Annotated in this window: 16 protein-coding genes and 1 pseudogene; 12 read left to right on the top strand and 5 right to left on the bottom strand. The window is 63.5% G+C overall.

From position 1 onward, the window contains the following. The 5 genes and pseudogenes from EOB59_RS13750 to EOB59_RS13730 all read right to left on the bottom strand — a co-directional run. Window positions 1-669: pseudogene (locus tag EOB59_RS13750) on the bottom strand (signal recognition particle-docking protein FtsY); the annotation flags it as partial. Window positions 670-681: 12 nt separating this feature from the next. Then, window positions 682-1,995: a tRNA (N(6)-L-threonylcarbamoyladenosine(37)-C(2))-methylthiotransferase MtaB gene (gene mtaB, locus EOB59_RS13745; protein WP_127808694.1), complete on the bottom strand. Its 1,314-nt coding sequence runs from the start codon at window positions 1,993-1,995 to the stop codon at window positions 682-684. Beyond that, window positions 1,995-2,879 carry a diaminopimelate epimerase gene (dapF, locus tag EOB59_RS13740; protein WP_127808695.1) on the bottom strand — a complete coding sequence of 295 codons (885 nt, stop codon included), beginning with the start codon at window positions 2,877-2,879 and terminating at the stop codon, window positions 1,995-1,997. The genes mtaB and dapF overlap by 1 nt, the downstream gene beginning before the upstream one ends. A gap of 96 nt (window positions 2,880-2,975) precedes the next feature. Next, window positions 2,976-3,137 carry a DUF1328 family protein gene (locus tag EOB59_RS13735; protein WP_013528842.1) on the bottom strand — a complete coding sequence of 54 codons (162 nt, stop codon included), beginning with the start codon at window positions 3,135-3,137 and terminating at the stop codon, window positions 2,976-2,978. Between the two features lie 82 nt (window positions 3,138-3,219). Continuing rightward, window positions 3,220-4,239, bottom strand: coding sequence for an MBL fold metallo-hydrolase (locus EOB59_RS13730; protein ID WP_128288558.1), 1,020 nt, complete (start codon window positions 4,237-4,239; stop codon window positions 3,220-3,222). 262 nt (window positions 4,240-4,501) lie between these two features. Here EOB59_RS13730 and EOB59_RS13725 point away from each other — a divergent pair, with 262 nt between their 5' ends. The 12 genes from EOB59_RS13725 (at window position 4,502) to lpdA (ending at window position 18,192) form a co-directional block, all read left to right on the top strand. Further along, window positions 4,502-5,041 (top strand): protease inhibitor Inh/omp19 family protein, encoded by a 540-nt coding sequence (locus tag EOB59_RS13725; protein ID WP_023811288.1) that lies wholly within the window; start codon window positions 4,502-4,504, stop codon window positions 5,039-5,041. A 53-nt stretch (window positions 5,042-5,094) separates the two neighbouring features. Further along, window positions 5,095-6,294 carry a cell division protein ZapE gene (zapE, locus tag EOB59_RS13720; protein ID WP_127397342.1) on the top strand — a complete coding sequence of 400 codons (1,200 nt, stop codon included), beginning with the start codon at window positions 5,095-5,097 and terminating at the stop codon, window positions 6,292-6,294. Between the two features lie 373 nt (window positions 6,295-6,667). Further along, window positions 6,668-7,636 carry a malate dehydrogenase gene (gene mdh, locus EOB59_RS13715; RefSeq protein ID WP_127397343.1) on the top strand — a complete coding sequence of 323 codons (969 nt, stop codon included), beginning with the start codon at window positions 6,668-6,670 and terminating at the stop codon, window positions 7,634-7,636. A gap of 43 nt (window positions 7,637-7,679) precedes the next feature. Further along, window positions 7,680-8,873, top strand: coding sequence for an ADP-forming succinate--CoA ligase subunit beta (sucC, locus tag EOB59_RS13710; RefSeq protein WP_128288557.1), 1,194 nt, complete (start codon window positions 7,680-7,682; stop codon window positions 8,871-8,873). Between the two features lie 4 nt (window positions 8,874-8,877). Further along, complete coding sequence (locus EOB59_RS13705) at window positions 8,878-9,249, top strand: cupin domain-containing protein (RefSeq protein WP_127397252.1); 372 nt, start codon at window positions 8,878-8,880, stop codon at window positions 9,247-9,249. Window positions 9,250-9,290: 41 nt separating this feature from the next. Next, on the top strand, window positions 9,291-10,193 hold the full coding sequence (sucD, locus tag EOB59_RS13700; protein ID WP_127397251.1) for a succinate--CoA ligase subunit alpha: 903 nt from the start codon (window positions 9,291-9,293) through the stop codon (window positions 10,191-10,193). Window positions 10,194-10,325: 132 nt separating this feature from the next. Further along, window positions 10,326-13,313 carry a 2-oxoglutarate dehydrogenase E1 component gene (locus tag EOB59_RS13695; protein ID WP_128288556.1) on the top strand — a complete coding sequence of 996 codons (2,988 nt, stop codon included), beginning with the start codon at window positions 10,326-10,328 and terminating at the stop codon, window positions 13,311-13,313. Window positions 13,314-13,360: 47 nt separating this feature from the next. Further along, on the top strand, window positions 13,361-14,641 hold the full coding sequence (gene odhB, locus EOB59_RS13690; protein ID WP_128288555.1) for a 2-oxoglutarate dehydrogenase complex dihydrolipoyllysine-residue succinyltransferase: 1,281 nt from the start codon (window positions 13,361-13,363) through the stop codon (window positions 14,639-14,641). 95 nt (window positions 14,642-14,736) lie between these two features. Beyond that, a complete protein-coding gene (locus tag EOB59_RS13685) occupies window positions 14,737-15,435 on the top strand; it encodes a DUF4241 domain-containing protein (protein ID WP_164748784.1) in 699 nt (232 codons plus the stop codon). Window positions 15,436-15,486: 51 nt separating this feature from the next. Beyond that, window positions 15,487-15,954, top strand: a complete 468-nt coding sequence (locus EOB59_RS13680) for a hypothetical protein (RefSeq protein ID WP_245486619.1) — start codon at window positions 15,487-15,489, stop codon at window positions 15,952-15,954. Continuing rightward, window positions 15,951-16,706 (top strand): SDR family oxidoreductase, encoded by a 756-nt coding sequence (locus tag EOB59_RS13675; RefSeq protein ID WP_127397752.1) that lies wholly within the window; start codon window positions 15,951-15,953, stop codon window positions 16,704-16,706. The genes EOB59_RS13680 and EOB59_RS13675 overlap by 4 nt, the downstream gene beginning before the upstream one ends. Window positions 16,707-16,761: 55 nt before the next feature. After that, the gene (gene lpdA, locus EOB59_RS13670) at window positions 16,762-18,192 is read left to right on the top strand and encodes a dihydrolipoyl dehydrogenase (RefSeq protein ID WP_127808702.1); all 1,431 of its coding nucleotides are present in this window, start codon (window positions 16,762-16,764) and stop codon (window positions 18,190-18,192) included. Window positions 18,193-18,587: the final 395 nt, after the last annotated feature.

Raw genomic sequence — 18,587 nt, 5'->3', positions numbered from 1 at the left:
CTCCTTCTCCCCGTCTCTATACGGGGAGAAGGTGCCGGCAGGCGGATGAGGGGCGGTGCCGGCCTCTGAAGACGGCTGAAGAGGGGACGGCGCCGGTGTCGGCACCTCGATCGGCGCTGGTGTTTCTGCCGGAACCTCGACAGGCGTCGGCACTTCGACCGGGGCCGTCTCCGGCTGCTTTTCCGGCCGCGACGGGACGATCTCCGGCTCGGCCGGCGCCGGAGCAGGGACTTCTTGCGGCTGCGGTTCGGGCGTGGGTTCCGGAACGGCGGGAGGTGTTGGTATCTCCTCGGGAGCCGGCGGCTCGGCTGGCGTCTCGGGCGCTGGTTCTTCTGCCGGCTCGGCCTCCGGCAGAGGTTCTGGCTCTGAGGGAACAGCCGGCTCCGGTACTGGCGGGATGGTTGGCTCCGGCTCGGGCGCCGGTTCCTCGACAGGCGCCGGTTGCGGCGCAGGAATTACCTCCGGCTCGACTACCGGCGCGGGCGTCGTTCCCGCCTCGGGCCGCGGCTCGTCGCGCTTCAAGAACTCCGGAACGACCTGTTCGGCCGCCGGCTTCAGCGTATCGAGTGCTTCCCATTTGATCGGCGGCAGCGGGGCGGTCTCGTCGATCCGCTCCTCGACAACCTCTTTCTTGCCGAACGAAAATATCTTCTTGAAAAAACCAGCCATGCTTTGCGTTTCTCAGGCGGCGCGGGCGGCAAGGGGCGCCGCGATCAGCCTGCTACCATCGTGGCCTGATATCTCAGCCCCGACGATCTCACCCGGTGCGCCCGTGCCGAGTGCGGCAAGCGTAAAACCCTCGGTGCGGCCAAGGCCGTCGCGCTCGATCAGGATCGACTGGCGCGTTCCGGTGAGCGACGACAGATGCCTGAAATAGGCAGCTTCACCGGCGGCACGCAGCCGGGCGGCGCGCTGCTTGACGACCTCGCGGCGGAGCTGCGGCATGCGCGCGGCGGGCGTGCCTTCGCGTGGGCTGAAGGGGAAGACGTGGAGATGGGTCAGGCCACACTCCTCGACAATTTTTTCCGAGTTCTCGAACATTTCGTCGGTCTCGGTCGGGAAGCCGGCGATGATGTCGGCGCCAAAGACGATACCGGGGCGCAGCTTGCGCACATCCTCGCAGAAGCGGATCGACTGATCGCGTAGGTGCCTTCGCTTCATCCGCTTCAGGATCATGTCGTCGCCCGATTGCAGCGACAGATGCAAATGCGGCATCAGCCTGGGCTCGGTGGCGATGGCATCGAGCAAATCGTCGTCAGCTTCGACCGAATCGATAGAGGACAGCCGCAGGCGCTTCACATCGGGCACCTGCCTGAGGATGGTCTTCACCAGCCTGCCAAGCTTCGGCGCGCCCGGCAGATCGGCCCCAAAACTGGTCATGTCGACGCCGGTCAGAACGATCTCGGCATAGCCGTTGCCGGCGAGCCGCTTGACCTGCTCGACCACGGCGCCCATCGGCACCGAGCGCGAATTGCCGCGGCCGTAGGGAATGATGCAAAAGGTGCAGCGGTGGTCGCAGCCGTTCTGCACCTGGACGAAAGCGCGTGCCCGGCCCTCGATGGCGTCGACCATGTGGCCTGCGGTCTCACGCACCGAAAAGATATCGTTGACGCGCGCCTTCTCGGTGTCGTTGACGCCGAAATCCGGCAGCGCGCGATAGGAATGCGCCTTCAGCTTCTCCTCATTGCCAAGCACGAGATCGACCTCGTCCATGGCGGCGAATTTTTCAGGCTCGGTCTGCGCGGCGCAGCCGGTGACGATGATGCGCGCCCGCGGGTTATCGCGGCGGGCCTTGCGGATCGCCTGCTTGGCCTGGCGCACTGCTTCGCCTGTCACGGCGCAGGTGTTGAAGATCACGGCGCCACCTTCCAGCGCGCCCAGACCGGCACTTTCAGCCTCGCGCCGCATCACCTGCGATTCATAGGTGTTGAGCCGACAGCCGAAGGTGACGACATCGATGCCCTGGGACATCGGGCTCTTGGGCAGAGCGGACATCAGGCCGCGCTTTCGGTGTCGCGGGCCCATGTCCCGTTCGACGGGTCGAAGCTGCCGGAAAATTCCCATTCGGCGGCGCCGGTCAGCACCACATGGTCATCGTCGCGCCATTCGACATGCAGCGTACCGCCGCCTGGCGTCAACAGACCGACGCTGCGGCCGGTCCGGTTGGTACGGGCCGCGGCCACCACGGCCGCACAGGAGGCCGAGCCGCAGGCCTTGGTCAGGCCGGCGCCGCGTTCCCAGGTGCGGATGACCATTGTTTCGGGCGAAGTGACCTGCGCGATGGTTATGTTGGCGCGCTCGGGGAACATCGGGTGGTTCTCGAGCAGCGGGCCGAAGCGGTCGAGCTCATAGGACCAGACGTTATTGTCGACCCAAAAGATGGCGTGCGGATTGCCCATCGAGACGACCGAGGGTGAATGCAGCACCGGCGCGTCGATCGGGCCGATCTGCAGCTCGATCATGCGGGTGTCGCGGAATTCCTCGGCCAGCGGGATATCCTGCCAGCCGAAGCGCGGCGTGCCCATATCGACCGAGATCGAACCGTCGGCATGTTCGCGCGCATTGAGGATGCCCGCCACGGTTTCGAAGGTGAAGATCTTCTGGCCGGTCTCGGCGGCGAGCGCCTGGACGACGCAGCGCATGCCATTGCCGCAGGCCTGCGCACCGGTTCCGTCGGAGTTCAATATGTCGATGAAAAAAGCGGTGCCCGGCGTCCTGGCATCGTGGATCGCCATGATCTGGTCGAAGCTGGTCGCGGCATCGGCGTTCAGCGCAATCGCCGCCGCCGCCGTCACTCGATCGGCACGGCCGCGCATATCGGCAACGATGATCTCGTTGCCGATGCCGTTCATCTTGGCGAAAGGGGCAGTGCTGGCCATTGCTCCGAAAAATTCCGTGTCCGTTTGGCGCTATATGGCGGAAACGGGCAGGAATTACCAGTGCGCAGCCGCTTGGTCACGGCGAAAGCGCCGGACTTACGTGACGGCGAAAATGCCCAGCACCACCAGCAGGAAGATGATCAGAACGATGCCGATAAGGATGCGCGCGCCGGTGGCGGCAGCACCTGCCAGCGCCGGCATGCCGAGCAGGCTCGCCGCCGCGGCGACGATCAGGAGGATGATGATCCATTTGAGCATGGCGATGCCTCGCAACCGACAGATTTTTCAACCGCATGAAAACGCTGTTGCCGCGCTGGGGTTCCGTCGAAACCGATGCGGATCAGGGCACTATGTGCTCCGGTACATTCCATACCTCGCCCGGCCGCAAGGCGCGAAAGCGCTGCCGTGGAATGCCTTGATCGTCAAGCGCCTCGGTCAATTTGCGCGCCGGCTCGTCGATCGGCTCGTCAGTGAGCTGGAAAGTTCCCCAATGACAGCCGGCGGCATGGGCGGCATTGCACAGCGTCATGCCTTGCACCGCTTCCCAGGGGTTCTGGTGCTGCGGCGCCATGAACCAGCGCGGTTCATAGGCGCCGATCGGCAGGATGGCGAAGCGGAAACCGCCATGTTTCTCGGCCATCCGCCGGTAGTTGATGCCATTGTGAAAGCCGGTGTCGCCGGCGAAATAGAGCTTGCTGTCAGGCGTTTCGACGACGAAGCCGGCCCACAGCGCCATGCGCCGGTCGCGGGCGCCACGCGCCGACCAGTGATGCACCGGCTCTACATGGACGGCGGCGCCATTGCCGATCTCGACCCTGTCGCCCCAGTCATGCGCCGACAGTCGCATGCCGGGCACGGCGGCTTCGATGATGGCGTCGTTGCCGAGCGGAGTGAGCACCAGCGGGTCGTGGCCGGCCTTCAGCCGCTTCAACGTGGCGAGGTCGAGATGGTCGTAATGGTTGTGGCTGACCAGCACGAGGTCGATCGGCGGCAGGTCGGCAAAGGCGATGCCTGGCGCATTGATGCGTTTTGGTCCGGCGAAGGAAAGCGGCGACGCGCGCAGCGACCAAACCGGATCGGTAAGAATGTTCAGACCTGCCGTCTGGACCAGCAAGGTGGAATGACCAATCATGGTCACTTCCAGCGCGGCGCCCTCGACCCTTGTCGCCGGCTTTGCCTGCGGAAAGGGGCTTGCATCGCTCGCCGGCCATTTCGAGCGCTGGCCATTCAACTGCCATTTCAGCAGGTCGGCGAAACGGCCGGGTGGCTGGCCGTCGGGATTGAAGAACAATGCGCCGTCGAAATGGTCGCTGGGCGGGCCGCTGTAATAGCGATTGGCGACAGTCTTTCTCGCGGCCAATTTGCGGCTCCAGCAGGGTTTCGTTTTCCAGACATAGGCGCTGAGGCGGTTCGCGCAAGCGTCCACCGACGAAGTGTTGACCGGAATTCCCAAGCGACGCGCGACAAACGGTCAGCCGTGGCGATTGCGATAAATTTGCAACAATTCTTGCTGCAAACTGTATTTTAACCATATCGGGTTGAAATTTCGCCACCTTCTCCATCTTGGTGGGGGTGAGATTGTGCGGACGGCTTCCCCCCAGCCGGATCCGACGGAGGTTGGAATGACTTTTTCGAAAACCGGTCTGGTGGCCGTATCGCTGGCGGCCCTCGTTGCGAGTGGCTGTTCGACCTCACGTTTTTCCTCGATGGATGACCAGCAGCCGGCACCGCTGGAGGCCGCGCCCGCCGGCAAGGTGACGGCGAACCAACTGCCGCCGCCGGCATCGCCCGGCACCACCGACCCTTCGCAATTCCCGACCGCGCCGGCGAACACCCAGGTCGCCGCGCTGCCTTCGGACGGCTCGGCGCCGGCCGGCGCTTCCGACGTGACCGCCGCCAGCGTCGCCGGTGTCTGGAACGCCAGCGTTGCGGGCCAGAGCTGCAAGGTGGCGACACCGCAGACCAAATTCGGCGCCGGCTTCCGCGCCGGGCCGCTGCATTGCCCGGCGCCGATGGACGGCATCAAGTCGTGGAACGTCGCCGGCAAACAGCTGACGCTCTATGACGAGAGCGGCGGTGCGCTGGCGCGGCTCTATTCCTCGGGCGGCTCGAAATTCGACGGCCAGACTTCCAACGGCCAGCCGATTTCACTTACGAGATAGTTTTTGTTTTACGCAATTCCGGTTCCCGGAATTGCTCCAGAACGACGTGACCGATGCATCTGCGTGACGGCCTTCAGACCCATGCGACCGTCAGGCAGCGCTACGACCATCTGGTGGAAACCGGTACGATCGACCGCGATCCGGCGCAGGAACGGATCGTTGCGGCGCTTGACCGGCTGACCGATGAGATTTCGGCCAAGCGGCTGGCGCATAAGTCGAGCGCGCTGGGCTGGCTGTTCGCCCGCAAGCGCGAGACCCATGAGGCCGTCAAAGGCCTCTACATCCATGGCGGCGTCGGTCGCGGCAAGACCATGCTGATGGACATGTTCTTCGACTTGCTGCCGGTGCGGCGCAAGCGCCGCGTCCACTTCAACGACTTCATGGCCGACGTGCAGGACCGTATCCAGAAGCACCGGCAGGCGCGCAAGAATGGCGACGTCAGGGAAGACGATCCGATCCCGCCGGTGGCCAAGGCCCTTGCCGAGCAAGCCTGGGTGCTGTGCTTCGACGAGTTCTCGGTCACCGACATTGCCGACGCGATGATCCTGTCCAGGTTGTTTTCGGCGCTGTTTGCCAGCGGCGTGGTGCTGGTCGCCACCTCGAATGTGGCGCCGGAAAACCTCTACAGCGACGGGCTGAACCGCCAGCTTTTCCTGCCCTTTATCGGCATACTGGAGCGGCACACACAGGTGCTGGCGCTCGATGCCGACAAAGACTACCGGCTGGAAAAGCTCGCCCGGACACCGGTCTATGTCACGCCGGCCGATGCGGCGGCGGACCAGCTACTCGACGAGGCCTGGCAAGCCATGACGCGGGGCGCGCCGACCGCCGAGACATCGATTGCCCTCAAAGGACGGCAGGTGATCGTGCCGCGTGCGGCGGGCGATGCGGCGCGGTTCTCCTTCGCCGATCTCTGCGAGAAGCCGCTTGGCGCGCGCGATTTCCTGGCAATCGCCGGGCGCTTCTCAACCATTTTCATCGACCACGTCCCGGTGCTCGGCGAAGGCAAGCGCAACGAAGCCAAGCGCTTCATCCTTCTGATCGACACGCTCTACGACCATCATGTGCGGCTGGTGATGAGCGCCGAAGCGCCGCCGCAAGCGCTTTATGCAGCCAAGCGCGGCGTCGAAGTCTTCGAGTTCGAGCGCACCGCATCGCGGCTGACCGAGATGCAAAGCCGCGACTGGCTGGAGGATTGGGCGGAGCGGCAGAAAGGGAAGCCGGCGCTAGATGCAAAGCAGGCGCAGGCCTGAGTTTCCAGAGATCCGTTGGTAGCGATCTTTCGTGCCCCCCGTCGGCAAGACAGAGGGGGACGCTGTCCCGCCGACCTCGGCTACCCGCATCACAAGGGCGTCATCGCCCGCATCCGGCCTTACGATCTCCATCTTCATCGGCTACTTCTTCCCAAGTCGGCTTACAAACTTTGACGTTTACGTAAATCCCAAATGATCTAACCGATTGAAAATGCTGACGCCAAAATAATCGTTTGAATTTTTTCTGTGCCGGGGCTATTGGGTGCGGCGAAAATTCGCGGTTCCCCGCAGCATTCCGGCCTCTTCTTCGACGCCGCCATCAAGTCACCAGAGATTTGAGACGTCGTAACCGACAAAGGGAAAACATCCTCACATGGCACGCAACAAGATAGCGCTTATCGGCTCTGGCATGATCGGCGGCACGCTCGCTCACATGATCGGCCTCAAGGACCTCGGCGACGTGGTGCTGTTCGATATTGCCGAAGGTATCCCGCAGGGCAAGGGGCTCGATATCGCGCAGTCGTCGCCGGTCGATGGCTTCGACTCCAGGCTCACCGGCATCAACGAGTATGCCGGCATCGAAGGCGCCGATGTCTGCATCGTCACCGCCGGTGTGCCGCGCAAGCCCGGCATGAGCCGCGACGACCTTTTGGGCATCAATCTCAAGGTCATGGAACAGGTCGGCGCCGGGCTGAAGAAGTATGCGCCGAAGGCCTTCGTCATCTGCATCACAAACCCGCTCGACGCCATGGTCTGGGCGCTGCAGAAGTTCTCGGGCCTGCCCAATAGCCATGTCGTCGGCATGGCCGGCGTGCTCGACAGCGCGCGCTTCCGCTATTTCCTGGCCGAGGAATTCAAGGTCTCGGTCGAGGACGTCACCGCCTTCGTGCTCGGCGGCCACGGCGATTCCATGGTGCCGATGATCCGCTATTCGACGGTATCGGGCATTCCGCTGCCCGACCTCATCAAGATGGGCTGGACCTCGAAGGGGAAGCTCGACCAGATCGTGCAGCGCACCCGCGACGGGGGCGCCGAGATCGTCGGCCTGCTCAAGACCGGTTCGGCCTATTACGCGCCGGCCGCTTCGGCGATCTCGATGGCTGAAGCCTATCTCAAGGACAAGAAGCGCGTGCTGCCCTGCGCGGCGTATCTCTCCGGCCAGTATGGCGTCAAGAACACCTATGTCGGCGTTCCCGTGGTGATCGGCGCCGGCGGCGTCGAGCGTATTATCGAGATCGAGCTCAACAAGAGCGAGCAGAAGATGTTCGACTCCTCTGTGGCGACGGTGCAGGGCCTGACCGAGGCCTGCGTCAAGATCGCGCCGCAACTCGCCTCCAAATGAATCTCCAGCAAGTGAACCCCCAGTCGATCCGGAGACCATCCAGATGAACATCCATGAGTATCAGGGCAAGGCGCTGCTGAAGAGCTTTGGCGCGCCCGTGGCCGAAGGCGTGCCGGTGTTCAAGGCGAGCGAAGCGGAAGCCGCCGCCAAGGCGCTGCCGGGCCCGCTTTATGTGGTGAAGAGCCAGATCCATGCCGGCGGCCGCGGCAAGGGCAAATTCACCGAGCTCGGCCCGGACGCCAAGGGCGGGGTGCGGCTGGCGAAATCGGTGGCCGACGTCGTCGCCAACGCCAACGAGATGCTGGGCAACACGCTGGTGACCAAGCAGACCGGCCCGGCCGGCAAACAGGTCAACCGTCTCTACATCGAGGACGGCGCCGACATCGAACGCGAGCTCTATCTGTCGATCCTGGTCGACCGTTCGGTCGGCCGCATTGCCTTCGTCGTCTCGACCGAAGGCGGCATGGACATCGAGGCGGTCGCCCATGACACGCCGGAAAAGATCATCACCGTCGCCATCGATCCGGAAAAAGGCGTCACAACAACCGACCTGATGGCGCTCAACGGCGCGCTCAAGCTCGACGGCGATGCGGCCAAGGACGGTGATACGCTGTTCCCGATCCTCTACAAGGCCTTCGTCGAGAAGGATATGAGCCTGCTCGAGGTCAACCCGCTGATCGTCATGAAGAACGGCCGGCTGCGCGTGCTCGACGCGAAAGTGTCGTTCGACAACAACGCGCTGTTCCGCCACCCCGACGTGCTCGAACTGCGCGACACCACCGAAGAGGACGAGAAGGAGATCGAGGCGTCGAAATACGACCTCGCCTATGTCGCGCTCGACGGCAATATCGGCTGCATGGTCAACGGCGCCGGCCTCGCCATGGCGACGATGGACATCATCAAGCTCTATGGCGCCGAGCCCGCCAACTTCCTCGATGTCGGTGGCGGCGCATCCAAGGAAAAAGTCACGGCGGCGTTCAAGATCATCACCCGGGATCCGGCGGTCAAGGGCATCCTGATCAACATCTTCGGCGGCATCATGAAGTGCGACATCATTGCCGAGGGCGTCATTGCCGCGGTCAAGGAAGTCGGCCTGGAAGTGCCGCTGGTGGTGCGCCTGGAAGGCACCAATGCCGAGCTCGGCAAGAAGATCATCAACGACAGCGGCCTCAACGTCGTGTCGGCCGACGATCTCGACGATGCAGCCAAGAAGATCGTGGCGGCGGTAAAGGGCTGAGCGGATGCCTCCGCGCAAGATAAACCTCGTCGAGGCGGCGGATCGGACCATCACCAAGGTTTTCGATCCGCATATCGCCGGCGACGTCAACGACAGCCAGGCGAAGGTCGCCAAGTTCGGCGAGATGTTCGACTGGCATGCGCATGACCATGAGGATGAAGCCTTCCTCGTGCTGCGCGGGCGTATCGCCATCGATTTCCGTGACGGTCCGGTCGAGCTCGGCGAGGGCGACTTCATCGTCGTACCGCGCGGTGTCGAGCACCGGCCGCGTTCGCTCACCGCGGAACCGGTCGTGCTGATGTTCGAGCCGGCGACGACGCTCAACACCGGCAATGCCAAGAGCGACCTCACGGTCGCTGACCTGAAGCGGCTCTGACCATGTTTTCCTCGATCAACGGTTTTTAGAAAAGGGCTCCCATGTCCATTCTCGTCGACAAGAACACCAAGGTGCTGGTGCAGGGCCTGACCGGCAAGACCGGCACGTTTCACACCGAACAGGCGCTGGCTTATCACGGCACGAAAATGGTCGGCGGCATCCACCCCAAGAAAGGTGGCGAGACGTGGACCGGCTCAAAGGGTGAAAACCTGCCGATCTTCGCCACGGTCGCCGAGGGCAAGGAAAAGACCGGTGCCAACGCTTCGGTCGTCTATGTGCCGCCGGCGGGTGCCGCCGAAGCCATCCTCGAAGCGATCGAGGCCGAGATCCCGCTGATCATCTGCATCACCGAAGGCATCCCGGTGATGGACATGATCAGGGTCAAGGCCAGGCTCGACCGCTCGACCTCGCGCCTGATTGGGCCGAACTGCCCGGGCGTGCTCACGCCCAACGAATGCAAGATCGGCATCATGCCCGGAAACATCTTCCGCAAGGGCTCGGTCGGCGTTGTTTCGCGCTCGGGAACACTTACCTATGAGGCCGTGTTCCAGACCACCAATGTCGGCCTCGGCCAGACCACCGCCGTCGGCATTGGCGGCGACCCCGTCAAGGGCACCGAGTTCATCGACGTGCTCGAGATGTTCCTCGCCGACGACGAGACCAAGTCGATCATCATGATCGGCGAGATCGGCGGTTCGGCCGAGGAAGACGCCGCGCAGTTCCTCAAGGACGAAGCCAAGCGCGGCCGCAAAAAGCCGATGGCTGGCTTCATCGCCGGGCGCACGGCGCCGGCCGGCCGCACCATGGGTCATGCGGGCGCGGTCATCTCCGGCGGCAAGGGCGGCGCCGAAGACAAGATCGCGGCGATGGAATCGGCCGGGATAAAAGTTTCGCCTTCGCCGGCAAGGCTGGGCACGACCTTGGTCGAGGCGATCAAGGGTTAAAGTGAGTAGCGAGTAGTGAATAGCGAATAGGAAAGACAGACTAGCGGCGCGACCACTGGGGAATCCCTACTCGCTATTCGCTACTCCCTACTCGCTCCAAACAGGAGACGGAGCCAGGCTCCGCGGACAAAAATGGCAAGACAAGATCAGGCCAACGACCAATTTTCACTCACCTCTTTCCTCTATGGCGGCAATGCCGATTACATCGACTCGCTTTATGCGTCTTATGAGGACGATCCGGAGTCGGTAAACCCCGAATGGCAGGAGTTCTTCGCCGGGCTGAAGGACGACGCCGGCGATGTGCGCAGGAATGCCAAGGGCGCCTCCTGGGCCAAGCCCTCCTGGCCGCTGCAGGCCAATGGCGAACTGGTGTCGGCGCTCGACGGCAATTGGGGTATCGTCGAGAAGACGATCGAAAAGAAAGTCAAGGACAAGGCGGTCACCAACGGCGTCGTCCTGTCCGACGCCGACGTGCACCAGGCGACGCGCGATTCGGTGCGCGCCATCATGATGATCCGCGCCTACCGCATGCGCGGCCATCTGCATGCCAATCTCGACCCGCTCGGCATCGCCAAGCCGCTCGAGGACTACAACGAGCTGTCGCCGGAAAATTACGGCTTCACCGAAGCCGATTACGACCGGCCGATCTTCCTCGACAATGTGCTCGGGCTCGAATTCGGCAGCATCCGGCAGATGCTGGAAATCCTGACCCGCACCTATTGCTCGACGCTCGGCGTCGAGTTCATGCATATTTCCGATCCCGAGGAAAAGGCCTGGATCCAGGCACGTATCGAGGGCGCCGACAAGGAGATCACCTTCACCGCCACCGGCAAGAAGGCGATCCTGCAGAAGCTGGTCGAGGCCGAAGGCTTCGAGCAGTTCATCGACGTCAAGTACAAGGGCACCAAGCGCTTCGGCCTCGATGGCAGTGAAGCGCTGATCCCGGCCCTGGAGCAGATCGTCAAGCGCGGCGGCCAGCTCGGCATGAAGGAAATCGTGCTCGGCATGGCGCATCGCGGCCGGCTGAACGTGCTCTCGCAGGTGATGGCCAAGCCGCACCGCGCCATCTTCCACGAGTTCAAGGGTGGCTCGGCCGCCCCCGACGAGGTCGAGGGCTCGGGCGACGTCAAGTACCATCTCGGCGCCTCGTCGGACCGCGAGTTCGACGGCAACAAGGTGCACCTGTCCTTGACCGCCAATCCCTCGCATCTGGAAATTGTCGATCCGGTGGTGATGGGCAAGGCGCGCGCCAAGCAGGATTACCTGTTCGGCCGCAGCCGCGAGGAGATCGTGCCGCTGGAAGAGCGCGCCAAGGTGCTGCCGCTACTGCTGCATGGCGACGCCGCCTTCGCCGGCCAGGGCGTGATTGCCGAGATCCTCGGCCTGTCCGGCCTGCGCGGCCACCGCGTCGCCGGCACGTTGCATTTCATCATCAACAACCAGATCGGCTTCACCACCAATCCGCGCTTCTCGCGCTCGTCGCCCTATCCGTCCGACGTCGCCAAGATGATCGAAGCGCCGATCTTCCACGTCAATGGCGACGATCCGGAAGCCGTGGTGCACGCCACCAAGGTGGCGATCGAATTCCGCATGAAGTTCCACAAGCCTGTTGTGGTCGACATGTTCTGCTACCGCCGCTTCGGCCACAATGAGGGCGACGAGCCGGCCTTCACCCAGCCGATCATGTACCGCAACATCCGCACCCACAAGACGACCGTGCAGATCTACGGCGACCGGCTGATCGCCGAGGGTCACCTCACCCAGGCCGAGCTCGACCAGCTCAAGGCCGACTGGCGGGCGCATCTGGAATCCGAGTGGGAAGTCGGCCAGCACTACAAGCCCAACAAGGCCGATTGGCTCGACGGCGCCTGGTCTGGCCTGCGCACGGCCGACAACCAGGACGAACAAAGGCGCGGCAAGACCGCCGTGCCGGTCAAGACACTGAAGGAAATCGGCAAGAAGCTGACCGAGGTGCCGAAGGATTTCGAGGCGCACAAGACAATCATCCGCTTCCTCGAAAACCGCCGCCAAGCGATCGAGTCGGGCGAAGGCATCGACTGGTCGACGGCCGAGGCGCTGGCCTTCGGCGCCATCCTGCTCGACGGCAATCCGATCCGCCTGTCGGGGCAGGATTCAGAACGCGGCACCTTCTCGCAGCGCCATTCGGTCCTTTACGACCAGCGCGACGAGACCCGCTACATCCCGCTCAACAATCTGTCGGCGGCTCAAGCCGGCTACGAAGTCATCAACTCGATGCTGTCGGAAGAGGCGGTGCTGGGCTTCGAATATGGCTACAGCCTCGCCGAGCCCAAGGCGCTGACCTTGTGGGAAGCGCAGTTCGGCGATTTCGCCAACGGTGCCCAGGTGGTGTTCGACCAGTTCATCTCTTCGGGTGAACGCAAGTGGCTCAGAATGTCGGGCCTCGTCTGCCTGTTGCCGCATGGCTATGAAGGCCAGGGTCCGGAACATTCTTCGGCCCGGCTCGAACGCTTCCTGCAGCTTTGCGCCGAAGATAACATGCAAGTGGCCAACTGTACGACGCCGGCCAACTACTTCCACATATTGCGCCGGCAGCTGAAGCGCGACTTCCGCAAGCCGCTGATCCTGATGACGCCGAAGTCGCTGCTGCGCCATAAGCGGGCGGTGTCGACGCTGCCGGAAATTTCGGGCGAAAGCTCGTTCCACCGATTGCTGTGGGACGATGCGCAGCTGCTTTCCGGCCAGGCGATCAAGCTCACCAAGGATTCGAAGATCCGCCGCGTCGTGCTGTGTTCGGGCAAGGTCTATTACGACCTCTATGAGGAGCGCGAGAAGCGCGGCATCAACGACATCTATCTGCTGCGCGTCGAACAGCTCTATCCGTTCCCGGCCAAGGCGCTGATCACCGAACTGTCGCGGTTCCGCAATGCCGAGATGGTGTGGTGCCAGGAGGAGCCCAAGAACATGGGCGCCTGGTCGTTCATCGACCCCTATCTGGAATGGGTGCTGGCGCATATCGATGCCAAGCATCAGCGGGTGCGCTACACCGGCCGTCCGGCCGCCGCCTCGCCGGCGACCGGACTGATGTCGAAGCATCTCGCTCAGCTCGCCGCCTTGCTCGAAGACGCGCTCGGCGAATAGAGAAGATCTGGGCGAATAACAGAACCGAAAGAAAACGGACAGGCACAATGGCTACCGAAATCCGCGTTCCCACTCTCGGCGAATCCGTCACCGAAGCGACTATCGGCAAATGGTTCAAGAAGGTCGGCGACGCGATCGTCGCCGACGAGCCGCTGGTCGAGCTCGAGACCGACAAGGTGACGGTGGAGGTGCCTGCCGCCGCCGCTGGAACCTTAAGCGAAATCACCGCCAAGGAAGGCGAGACTGTCGGTGTCGGTGCGCTGCTCGGTTCGATTTCGGCAGGTGGCGCTGCCGCCGCACCAGCGACCAAGCCGCAGGCGGTGTCGCAGGCCTCGTCGCCGGATGCGGCATCGACCGGCAAGCAGGCCGCGGCCGAGACCGCCAAGATCGCCGGCGATGCCGGCCCGGTCGAACCGCGCACCATGCCGCCGGCACCGGCCGCGGCCAAGCTGATCGCCGAAAGCAATCTCTCGGTCGACCAGATCTCCGGTTCGGGAAAGCGTGGCCAGGTGCTGAAAGGCGACGTGCTCGACGCCATCTCCAAGGGTGCGCCGTCGCAGCCGGCGGAGACGCCGAAGGCGGCACCTGCACCGGTTGCCGTGCGCGCGCCGTCCTCGGGCGACGACGCTTCGCGCGAGGAGCGCGTGCGCATGACCAAGCTGCGCCAGACCATCGCGCGCCGCCTCAAGGAAGCGCAGTCGACCGCAGCCATGCTGACCACCTTCAACGAGGTCGACATGTCAGCGGTGATGGCACTGCGGACCAGGTACAAGGATGTGTTCGAAAAGAAGCACGGCGTGAAGCTCGGCTTCATGGGCTTCTTCACCAAGGCCGTGACACACGCGCTGAAGGAGATCCCCTCGGTCAATGCCGAGATCGACGCCACCGACATCATCTTCAAGAACTATGCCCATATCGGCGTCGCCGTCGGCACCGAAAAGGGCCTGGTTGTGCCGGTCGTGCGCAATGCTGACCAGATGTCAATCGCCGAGATCGAAAAGGACATCGGCCGGCTGGGCATCGCCGCGCGCGACGGCAAGCTGTCGGTCGCCGACATGCAAGGCGGCACGTTCACGATTTCGAACGGCGGCGTTTACGGGTCGCTGATGTCGACGCCGATCCTCAATGCGCCGCAGTCGGGCATCCTCGGCATGCACAAGATCCAGGACCGGCCCGTGGTGGTCGGCGGCCAGATCGTGATCCGGCCGATGATGTACCTGGCGCTCAGCTACGATCACCGCATCGTCGACGGCAAGGAAGCGGTGACCTTCCTGGTCCGCGTCAAGGAAAGCCTGGAGGATCCGGAACGGCTGGTGCTCGATCTGTGAGCAAGGCCAACCGCCCCGTGAGCGGCTGGCTGGAACGGTTCGGGTTCAAACTGGGCCGGGCCGCGGGCGGCGCGCAGCGGACTTTTCGGCGCAGTATTTTCTGGCTTGGCTTGTCCACTGCTGTTCCTTCGCTGGCAATCGCCGCCGGATGGAATCCGGCAAAGGTGAGCAGCAACCTCGGCATCTTTGCCCTTAGTGACGTGCAATTGGCGGAGCGGAAGATAACGGTCACCCCGATCGGCCAACTCGAATTGCCGACGGGCGAGATTATGGCCTGCGATCCTCTGGTCACAGGCGATGACTGGCCAGCATTGAGCCGCAAGGTCAAACCTGGAAGTTATCCGGTTTCTCTGTTCGAGGCCCAGGGACGTGTGGCAGCAGCGTTCCTTCGGCTCCGCCCAGGCACGCCGGTCCGCTGGGAACTGGCGACCTTGCCAGACCAGGACGTGTCGACCCTGAAGGACGACGAAATGTTCGGCTACCCGGTCGAAGCCGGCCTTGGCTCTTTCATGGACAAGACGGCGATGGCGCTGATGTCGGCCGAACAGGACAAGCTCAAGGCCGACGAGAATTACTATGACGACGTGCTGGCCGCCGAATTCGCACCCAACCAGGACAGGTTCGTCATGCATCATCCGGTTGCCGGCAACCCGCTCAACATCGCGATGTTCTGGAGCGGCTGGGGTGATGGATTTTATCCGTCATTCTGGGGACTGGACGCAGCAGGCGAGCCGTTGTTGCTGCTGACCGATTTCGGCGTGCTGGAAAACGCCGATGGCCGCGAGAGCAAGTAGGTCGCGCTGATGCAAAGCGTCCTATCGCCCACTATCCGATGTGCAGCCGGAATGCTGGCCGTGTTGTTCACCGACTCTGCCGCAAATGCCGCCTGTCCGATCGAGCTCGCTGTCTATGGCGACGCCCAGAGCGGCAGCGAAATCGATTTCACGCCCACCGGCACCTCGGCGACGGTCACCAACACGTTCCGGATGATCCTCGACAACAATGTGGTGCTGAACGGCATCGTCATGTGGAACGAGGGCGTGTCGCGGCCGAACGGCGCGCTGATGTACAAATGCCCCGAGGGCGACGTCACCGGCGAGGAGCTTGCCGCCTGCACGCCCTGGCATAGCGTCATCTACACGGCGGATGACAAGGGCAACATCGGGCTGCTGCCGGCCGAAGGTGTCGAAGCGCCGAAGACGCTGATACTGCCGGATCTCGGGCCAGCGTTGCGCCAATCCAGTGCCTATGGCGGCAGCGGGTTTTCGAAAGTGCCGGGGGATGTGTTTGCCTTGAAGGGATGCCAGGAATGAGCGGGACGCAAAAGGTGCTGCTGGTCACCGGCGGCAGCCGCGGCATCGGCGCGGCGATCTGCCGGTTTGGATCGAAGGCCGGCTACAGGGTCGCGGTCAACTACGCTGCGAATCAGGACGCCGCCGATGCACTGGTCGCGGAGATCGAGGCTGCCGGCGGCGAGGCTTTTGCGGTCAAGGGCGATGTCGGCAGCGAGGCCGATATCGTGGCCATGTTCGAGGCCGTCGACCGCGCCTATGGACGGCTCGATGCTTTCGTCAACAATGCCGGCATCGTCGACGTCAAGGCGCGCGTCGACGAGATGGATGTTTCGCGGCTGGAGCGCATGATGCGCATCAATGTCGTCGGCTCGTTCCTCTGCGCCCGTGAGGCGGTCAAGCGCATGTCGACCCGCCATGGCGGGTCGGGCGGATCCATAGTCAACATCTCGTCGGCCGCGGCGACATTGGGCTCGCCGGGCGAGTACGTCGATTATGCCGCCTCCAAGGGCGCCATCGACACCTTCACCATCGGGCTCGCCCGCGAGGTGGCGCTGGAAGGCATTCGCGTCAATGCGGTGCGCCCTGGCATCATCGACACGGACATCCACGCTTCCGGCGGGCAGCCGGACAGGGTGGAGCGGTTCCGCGACCTGCTGCCGATGAAAAGAGCCGGTACAGTGGATGAAGTCGCGGGCGCGGTTCTCTATCTTCTCTCCGACGCCGCGTCCTATACGACAGGCGCGATCCTGAATGTAAGCGGCGGCCGCTGAGCGCTCTCAAGCAGATCGAGCATGATGTTATCCAAAAACCGCGTCACACGGCATCATGCTCAAACAGAAGGACAGTATCATGGCTTATGACGTCGTTATCATCGGATCGGGACCGGGCGGCTATGTCTGCGCCATCAAGGCGGCGCAGCTCGGGCTCAGGGTGGCGGTGGTCGAGAAGAACGCGACCTTCGGCGGTACCTGCCTCAACATCGGCTGCATCCCTTCCAAGGCGCTGCTCCATGCCTCCGAGATGTTCGCCGAGGCCGGTCACTCCTTCGACACGCTCGGCGTCGAGATATCGGCGCCGAAATTGAACCTGAAGAAGATGATGGCGCACAAGGATGCGACGGTGTCGTCGAACGTCAACGGCGTCGCCTTCCTGTTCAAGAAGAACAAGATCGACAGCTTTCGCGGCACTGGCAAGGTGGTCGCGGCCGGCAAGGTGTCGGTGACGGCTGAGGACGGCAAGGTCGAGGAGATCGAGACCAGGAACATCGTCATCGCCACCGGCTCGGATGTCGCCGGCATTCCCGGCGTCAAGGTCGACATCGACGAGAAGGTGATCGTGTCGTCGACCGGCGCTTTGTCGCTTGATAAGGTTCCCGGCCATCTGGTGGTGGTCGGCGGCGGTGTCATCGGGCTCGAGCTCGGCTCGGTGTGGGCACGGCTCGGCGCCAAGGTCACCGTGGTCGAATTCCTCGACACCATCCTGGGCGGCATGGACGGCGAGGTTTCCAAGCAGTTCCAGCGCTTGCTTTCAAAGCAGGGTTTCGAGTTCAAGCTCGGCGCCAAGGTCACCGGTGTCGCCAAGGCCAAGAAGGGTGCGACCGTCACCTTCGAGCCGGTCAAGGGCGGCGCCGCCGAGATGATCGAGGCCGATGCCGTGCTGATCGCCACCGGCCGCCGCGCCTATGCCGACAGTCTCGGGCTCGGGGAAGCCGGCGTCGAGGTCGACGAGCGCGGCCGGGTCAAGACCGATGCCCATCTCACGACCAATGTCCCGGGCATCTATGCCATCGGCGATGTCATCGCCGGGCCGATGCTGGCGCACAAGGCCGAGGACGAGGGCGTGGCGGTGGCCGAAACCATTGCCGGCCAGGCCGGCCACGTGAACTATGACGTCATTCCGAGCGTCGTCTACACCAGCCCGGAAATCGCCTCGGTCGGCAAGACCGAGGAAGAGCTGAAGAAGGCCGGCATCGACTACAAGGTCGGAAAATTCCCATTCAGCGCCAATGGCCGGGCGCGCGCCATGCTGCACACCGACGGTTTTGTGAAGATCCTCGCCGACAAGACGAGCGACCGCGTGCTCGGCATGCATATTGTCGGCTTCGGCGCAGGCGAGATGATCCACGAGGCGGCGGTGCTGATGGAATTCGGCGGCTCGTCTGAGGATCTCGCCCGCACCTGCCACGCGCATCCGACGATGTCGGAAGCGGTGAAGGAGGCGGCGCTGGCGACGTTCTTCAAGCCAATCCACATCTAAAGCGACAACGCTTCGTTATCCTCGGGTCAAGCCTGAGGATGACGAACGTAGCGATATCGCCAAACAAAACGGCCCGCTTTTCAGCGGGCCGTTCGTATTTGATATCGAGCCGGTCAGTTGGCCGGAGCTGGAGCCGGCGCTGGCGCTGGAGCCGGCGCAGGTGCCGGTTCTGCAGGTGCCGGAGCCGGAGCCGGAGCTGCAGGTGCCGGGGCTGGGGCCGGTTCTGCAGGTGCCGGAGCAGGTGCAGGTTCGGCTGGCTTCATCGGTTCCGCCGGTGCGGGCGCGGGGGCCGGTGTGCTGGCCGCCGGCGGCTCGGCTGGTGCCGGGTGCTCACCACTCCTTCCGAAAACATAATACGCGACAACCGCCAGAATAACGACGACCAGCGCAATCAG

The sequence above is a fragment of the Mesorhizobium sp. M7A.F.Ca.MR.176.00.0.0 genome (assembly GCF_004023165.1).
Lineage (GTDB): Bacteria > Pseudomonadota > Alphaproteobacteria > Rhizobiales > Rhizobiaceae > Mesorhizobium.
Note: the sequence above shows the minus strand (reverse complement) of the source record. Positions and strands in the feature narration are given on the sequence as shown.

Coding starts and splice junctions, on each gene's coding strand:
- EOB59_RS13680 (WP_245486619.1), top strand. CDS start 15,487: ATGCTGGCCGTGTTGTTCACCGACTCTGCCGCAAATGCCGCCTGTCCG.
- EOB59_RS13705 (WP_127397252.1), top strand. CDS start 8,878: ATGCCTCCGCGCAAGATAAACCTCGTCGAGGCGGCGGATCGGACCATC.
- mdh (WP_127397343.1), top strand. CDS start 6,668: ATGGCACGCAACAAGATAGCGCTTATCGGCTCTGGCATGATCGGCGGC.
- EOB59_RS13735 (WP_013528842.1), bottom strand. CDS start 3,137: ATGCTCAAATGGATCATCATCCTCCTGATCGTCGCCGCGGCGGCGAGC.
- lpdA (WP_127808702.1), top strand. CDS start 16,762: ATGCTCAAACAGAAGGACAGTATCATGGCTTATGACGTCGTTATCATC.
- sucD (WP_127397251.1), top strand. CDS start 9,291: ATGTCCATTCTCGTCGACAAGAACACCAAGGTGCTGGTGCAGGGCCTG.
- dapF (WP_127808695.1), bottom strand. CDS start 2,879: ATGGCCAGCACTGCCCCTTTCGCCAAGATGAACGGCATCGGCAACGAG.
- odhB (WP_128288555.1), top strand. CDS start 13,361: ATGGCTACCGAAATCCGCGTTCCCACTCTCGGCGAATCCGTCACCGAA.
- sucC (WP_128288557.1), top strand. CDS start 7,680: ATGAACATCCATGAGTATCAGGGCAAGGCGCTGCTGAAGAGCTTTGGC.
- EOB59_RS13675 (WP_127397752.1), top strand. CDS start 15,951: ATGAGCGGGACGCAAAAGGTGCTGCTGGTCACCGGCGGCAGCCGCGGC.
- mtaB (WP_127808694.1), bottom strand. CDS start 1,995: ATGTCCGCTCTGCCCAAGAGCCCGATGTCCCAGGGCATCGATGTCGTC.
- EOB59_RS13695 (WP_128288556.1), top strand. CDS start 10,326: ATGGCAAGACAAGATCAGGCCAACGACCAATTTTCACTCACCTCTTTC.
- zapE (WP_127397342.1), top strand. CDS start 5,095: ATGCATCTGCGTGACGGCCTTCAGACCCATGCGACCGTCAGGCAGCGC.
- EOB59_RS13725 (WP_023811288.1), top strand. CDS start 4,502: ATGACTTTTTCGAAAACCGGTCTGGTGGCCGTATCGCTGGCGGCCCTC.